Origin of the sequence: Polaromonas sp., assembly GCF_031411155.1 — a bacterium.
GTDB lineage: Bacteria > Pseudomonadota > Gammaproteobacteria > Burkholderiales > Burkholderiaceae_C > Polaromonas.
In genome coordinates, this window is the sequence record NZ_JANOAL010000180.1 from 1 (window position 1) to 5,973 (window position 5,973).

A 5,973-nucleotide genomic window follows, 5' to 3' on the forward strand; every position below is an offset into this window, starting at 1 on the left:
GCCGCCATTGAAAGCCGCTGGAGCCCGCAGTGGGAGCAAAGCGGCCAGTACGAGCCGACGCTGGACTCTGGCAAGCCCTCGTTTTCGATCCAGCTGCCGCCGCCCAATGTGACCGGCACGCTGCACATGGGCCACGCCTTCAACCAGACGGTGATGGACTCGCTGACGCGCTACCACCGCATGCTGGGCCACAACACGCTGTGGGTGCCCGGCACCGACCACGCCGGCATCGCCACGCAAATCGTGGTCGAGCGCAAGCTGCAAGCCGAAGGCCAGAGCCGGCACGACCTGGGCCGCAAGAATTTTGTGGCGAAAGTGTGGGAGTGGAAGGAAGAGTCGGGCTCGACCATCACGCGCCAGATGCGCCGCATGGGCGACTCGGTGGCCTGGAAGCACGAGTACTTCACCATGGACCCGAAGATGTCCAGGGTCGTCACCTCGACCTTTGTGCAGCTGTATGAGCAGGGACTGATTTACCGCGGCAAGCGCCTGGTCAACTGGGACCCGGTGCTCAAATCGGCCGTGAGCGACCTCGAAGTCGAAAGCGAGGAGGAAGACGGCTTTCTCTGGCATATCCGCTACCCGCTGGCCGACGGTTCAGGCTCTCTGACGGTCGCCACCACGCGGCCTGAAACCATGCTCGGCGATGTGGCCGTGATGGTGCACCCGGAAGACGAACGCTACCAGCACTTGATAGGCAAGCGCGTGCTGCTGCCTTTGTGCAACCGTGAAATTCCAGTGATCGCCGACGAGTATGTTGATAAGGAATTCGGCACCGGTGTGGTGAAGGTCACACCGGCGCATGACCAGAACGACTATGCGGTCGGTCAACGCCACAACTTACCAATCATCAGCGTGCTCACACTTGATGCAAAAATTATTGACAACTACGTGGCCGCCGCAGGCGAAGGTTGGGAAAAGTACGTTGCCCCGCGTGAAGGTGGCGGAAAAATCGGCCCAGTAAGCTCGGGCCACCCATTGGCGATTGATGTCGGTATTCCCCAGCATCTCCAGGGTCTCGATCGTTTTGACGCTCGCAAGCAAATTGTTAAGGATCTCGAAGAGCTGGGCCTGCTGGTCGAGACCAAGCGGCACAAGCTCATGGTGCCGCGATGCGCGCGTACCGGCCAAATCATTGAACCGATGCTGACCGACCAGTGGTTTGTGGCGATGAACAAGGTCAGCGAGCAGGACCCGACCGGCAAATCGATCGCGCAAAAAGCCATCGACGCGGTCGACAGCGGCGCCGTGAAATTCGTTCCCGAGCAGTGGGTCAACACCTACAACCAGTGGATGGGCAACATCCAGGACTGGTGCATCTCGCGCCAGCTCTGGTGGGGGCACCAGATTCCGGCCTGGTACGACGAAGACGGCCAGTTCTACGTGGCGACCGATGAAGCCGCAGCGCAAGCCCAGGCGCCCGGGAAGACACTCACGCGCGACCCCGACGTGCTCGACACCTGGTACTCGTCGGCCCTGGTGCCCTTCTCGTCCCTGGGCTGGCCCGAAAAGACCCAGGAGCTGGATCTGTTTTTGCCGTCCAGCGTGCTGGTCACCGGCTACGACATCATCTTTTTCTGGGTTGCCCGGATGATCATGATGACGACGCACTTCACTGGCCAGGTGCCGTTTCACCATGTCTACATCCACGGCCTGGTGAAGGACTCGCATGGCAAGAAGATGAGCAAGTCCGAGGGCAATGTGCTGGACCCGGTCGATTTGATCGACGGCATCGCACTGGCACCGCTGCTCGACAAACGCTCGCAAGGCCTGCGCAAGCCCGAAACCGCGCCGCAGGTGCGCAAGAGCACCGAGAAGGAATTCCCGGCCGGCATTCCGGGCTACGGCGCCGACGCGCTGCGTTTTACCTTTGCCTCGCTGGCCAGCCTGGGCCGCAGCATCAACTTTGACAGCAAGCGCTGCGAGGGCTATCGCAACTTCTGCAACAAGCTCTGGAACGCGACGCGCTTCACCTTGATGAATTGCGAAGGCCAGGACTGCGGTTTGGCAGAACACACCAAGGCCGAGTGCGCACCCGGCGGCGAGTTTCACAACTACCTGAGCTTTTCGCAGGCCGACCGCTGGATTTCATCGACCCTGCAGCGCGTGGAAGCCGACGTCGCCAAGGGCTTTGCCGACTACCGGCTCGACAACGTGGCGGGCAGCATTTACCAGTTTGTCTGGGACGAATTTTGCGACTGGTATCTGGAGATTGCCAAGGTGCAGATACAGACCGGCAACCCGTCGCAGCAGCGCGCCACGCGCCGCACGCTGATCCGCACGCTGGAAGGCATCTTGCGGCTGGCGCATCCGCTGATTCCCTTCATCACCGAAGAGCTGTGGCAAAAGGTGGCACCGGTGGCGGGCATCAAGAAAGTGCCGCTCATCGGCCAGGCCGCCTACCCGCAAAGCCAGCCTGAAAAAATCGACGAAAAAGCCGAAGCGCATGTGGCCAAGCTCAAAAAACTGGTCGATGCCTGCCGCAACCTGCGCGGCGAAATGAATGTGTCGCCGGCGACGCGGCTGCCGCTGTTTGTGCACGGCGACAGCGCTTTCATGACCGGGGTGGCGCCGGTGCTCAAGGCACTGGCCAAGCTCAGCGAGGTCAAAATGTTTGAGGACGAGGCGGCCTGGGCCGCGGCCGCCCAGGCCGCGCCGGTGGCGGTGGTGGGCGAGGCCAGGGTTTGCCTGCACATGGAAGTCGATGTGGCCGCCGAAAAAGCCCGACTCGGCAAGGAAGCCGCCCGCCTCGAAGGCGAGCTGGTCAAGGTCGATGCCAAGCTGGCCAACGAGGCTTTTGTCAGCAAGGTGCCGCCCGCGGTGCTGGCGCAAGAGTACAAGCGCCTGGCCGACTTCACCGCGACGCTGGAGAAAATCCGGACCCAGCTGGCACGTTTGAACGAGGCGGGCTGAGCCAGGCCGGCTGGAACGAAATGCTGTTTTTTTGCGGCCCGGCCGATGGCGCCCTCCTCGCCACACATCAGCTCGGGCTGTCGTCTGACGGATTTTTGACGTCCGGCGTGCAACACTTGAATATTCTCTTTTAGCCGAACTCCATGCCAAAACTCACCCTCAACAAAGCCGTCTTTCCCGTCGCCGGACTGGGCACCCGTTTCTTGCCGGCCACCAAGGCCCAGCCCAAGGAAATGCTGCCGGTGGTCGACAAGCCGCTGATCCAGTACGCGGTGGAAGAAGCCTATGCGGCCGGCATACGCCACATGATTTTCGTGACCGGGCGCAACAAGCGGGCCATCGAGGATCACTTCGACACCGCCTACGAGCTGGAAAACGAGCTGGAAGTCGCCGAAAAGCACGCCTTGCTGGCGCTGGTGCGCTCGGTGCAGCCCGAGGACATGAATTTTTCGTATGTGCGGCAGCCGCGCTCGCTGGGCCTGGGCCATGCGGTGCTGTGCGCCGAACACCTGGTCGGCAACGAGGCATTTGCCGTGCTGCTGGCCGACGACCTGATGGTGGGCGCGCCAGACGGCCAGCCGGTGCTGGCCCAGATGGCGGCGCAATTTGCGCAGCTGCAGCAGTCGATTCTGGCGGTGCAGGAAGTGCCGCTGGACCAGACCCGGCGCTACGGCATCGTGGCGGCGGAGGCGGTCAGCCCCGGGCTGATGAAGGTGAAAAAGATTGTCGAAAAACCGGCCCCCGAGGTGGCGCCGTCGCGCATGGGTGTGGCCGGGCGCTACATCCTGACACCGGCGATTTTTGGGCATATCCGGCGCCAGACCGCCGGCGTGGGCGGCGAGCTGCAGCTGACCGACGGCATCTCAAGCCTGCTGGGCGAGGAAACCGTGTATGCCCTGCAGTACCAGGGCAAGCGCTACGACTGCGGCAGCAAGGAAGGTTTTCTGGAGGCCACCGTGGAACTGGCGCTGCAGCATCCCGAAGTCGGCCAGCACTTTCGCGACTACCTGAGCCGGCTCAAGTTCGAATAAGCCGCGCTGAAAGCTCAGCGGCGCTTGAGCACGTGAATGAAGTCGGCGCCCTGGGTCTGCTGCTCCACCAGGTCGTTGCCGGTCTGCTTGGCAAAGGCCTGAAAGTCACGGGTGGAGCCGGCATCGGTGGACACCACGCGCAGCAACTGGCCGGTGTGCATTTCTGCCAGCGCTTTTTTGGCTTTCAGAATGGGCAGCGGGCAGTTCAGGCCGCGGGTGTCGAGTTCTTTGTCGATTTTCATGCAAATCCTTGGGTTGCCGCTATTTTAAGCATTAACAAACGGCTGCCAGGGTCGGGCACCTTGTCGCTGTCATTCAGGTTTTTTGGCCCACTCGACAAACTCCGGCTCATGGCCGCGTGTGCGCAGCCAGTCAGCCAGCGCGTAACCGGTGCCGGCCGGCCAGCACTTGATCTGGTCAAGGTCGTACAGCCGGTAGTCGACCAGTTCGGGCGACAGCCTGACCTCGCCGCTGCACACCGCGTGGTAGGCGATGATGATCTGGTTCATGCGCTGAAAGTCGTAGACGCCAATCAGGCTCAGCGCGGAGGTGTCCAGGCTGGTTTCTTCCTTGATCTCGCGCGCTATGCCGCCCTCGGGCGTTTCGCCTGCCTCCATGAAGCCGGTGATCAGCGCAAACATCTTGCCGGGCCAGGCGGCATTGCGCGCCAGCAGAATCCGGCCCTGGTACTCAATCACCGCCGCCAGCACCGGCGTCGGATTGTTCCAGTGGGTGTAGCCGCAGGCCGCGCAGCGCAGGCGGGTCTTGTCGCCGCCATCTTCCATCTGCGAGATGAGGGCCAGCGGCGCGGCGCAACTCGGGCAAAACCGGTATTCGTGGGTCATGGTGAAGACTGTTGGAGCGCCAAATTGCTATTATTTTTATAGCACACTACCCATGCAATATATGGGCTAGCTGCGTATTTCATGACAAATCAGGCCGGAAACACGCCGGTGGAGAGGTAGCGGTCGCCGCGGTCGCAAACGACGAAGACAATCACGGCGTTTTCAACGGTTTTGGCGATTTCCTGCGCTACCCAGCAGGCACCCGCCGCCGAGATGCCGGCGAAAATGCCTTCCTCGCGCGCCAGCCGGCGGCACATGTCTTCGGCATCGCCCTGGCTGACCAGCACCAGTTCATCAACATGGCTGGGGTCATAAATCTTGGGCAGGTACTCTTGCGGCCACTTGCGGATGCCGGGAATGCGCGAGCCTTCGCTCGGCTGCGCCCCGATAATCCGGATCGCCGGGTTTTTCTCTTTCAGGTAGCGCGACACGCCGGTAATGGTGCCGGTCGTGCCCATGGCGCTGACAAAATGGGTCACCCGGCCGGCGGTATCGGTCCATATTTCGGGGCCGGTGGTCTCGTAGTGGATGCGCGGGTTGTCCATGTTGGCAAACTGGTCCAGCACCCGGCCCTTGCCGTCTTTTTGCATCTGCTCGGCCAGGTCGCGCGCGTGTTCCATGCCGCCGCTCTTGGGTGTCAGCAGCAGTTCGGCGCCAAAAGCCTTCATGGTCTGGGCCCGCTCAATGCTCAGGTCCTCCGGCATGATCAGCAGCATGCGGTAGCCCTTGATCGCCGCCGCCATCGCCAGCGCGATGCCGGTGTTGCCCGAGGTCGCCTCGATCAGGGTGTCGCCCGGCTTGATCTCGCCGCGCTGTTCGGCGCGCTTGATCATGGCCAGCGCCGGCCGGTCTTTGACCGATCCGGCCGGGTTGTTACCCTCGAGTTTGCCCAGAATCACATTGCCGCGCGCGGCGTTTTCAGCGGCAGCAATGCGCTGCAAGGCGACCAGCGGGGTTTTGCCAATCGAATCTTCAATGGTTGGATAGTTCATCCCTCCACTGTGCCATAATTTATGGCTTCGCTCCTCGCGGCCCGGGTGGTGAAATTGGTAGACGCAGGGGACTCAAAATCCCCCGCCGAAAGGCGTGCCGGTTCGATTCCGGCCCCGGGCACCATCTGATGATTTCAGACGGATCAGAACCCCTCGGAACCCGCATGCTTGCCAGGCATCGCGGGTTTTTTG

Annotated in this window: 5 protein-coding genes and 1 tRNA gene; 3 read left to right on the forward strand and 3 right to left on the reverse strand. The window is 62.0% G+C overall.

Going from position 1 to position 5,973, the window contains the following annotated elements; all coding sequences use genetic code 11:
- A partial coding sequence (locus RMO23_RS11530) for a valine--tRNA ligase (protein ID WP_309681589.1) occupies positions 1 to 2,913 on the forward strand: 2,913 nt, incomplete at its 5' end.
- A gap of 143 nt (positions 2,914 to 3,056) precedes the next feature.
- Complete coding sequence (gene galU, locus RMO23_RS11535; RefSeq protein ID WP_309681591.1) at positions 3,057 to 3,944, forward strand: UTP--glucose-1-phosphate uridylyltransferase GalU; 888 nt, start codon at positions 3,057 to 3,059, stop codon at positions 3,942 to 3,944.
- Between the two features lie 14 nt (positions 3,945 to 3,958).
- On the opposite strand, the gene RMO23_RS11540 is transcribed toward galU, so the two are convergent.
- The 3 genes from RMO23_RS11540 to cysM form a co-directional block, all read right to left on the reverse strand.
- Positions 3,959 to 4,186 (reverse strand): sulfurtransferase TusA family protein, encoded by a 228-nt coding sequence (locus RMO23_RS11540; RefSeq protein WP_309681593.1) that lies wholly within the window; start codon positions 4,184 to 4,186, stop codon positions 3,959 to 3,961.
- A 69-nt stretch (positions 4,187 to 4,255) separates the two neighbouring features.
- Positions 4,256 to 4,789, reverse strand: a complete 534-nt coding sequence (locus RMO23_RS11545; RefSeq protein ID WP_309681595.1) for an NUDIX domain-containing protein — start codon at positions 4,787 to 4,789, stop codon at positions 4,256 to 4,258.
- 89 nt (positions 4,790 to 4,878) lie between these two features.
- On the reverse strand, positions 4,879 to 5,781 hold the full coding sequence (cysM, locus tag RMO23_RS11550) for a cysteine synthase CysM (protein ID WP_309681597.1): 903 nt from the start codon (positions 5,779 to 5,781) through the stop codon (positions 4,879 to 4,881).
- A gap of 39 nt (positions 5,782 to 5,820) precedes the next feature.
- Here cysM and RMO23_RS11555 point away from each other — a divergent pair.
- A tRNA-Leu gene (locus tag RMO23_RS11555) sits at positions 5,821 to 5,905 on the forward strand.
- Positions 5,906 to 5,973: the final 68 nt, after the last annotated feature.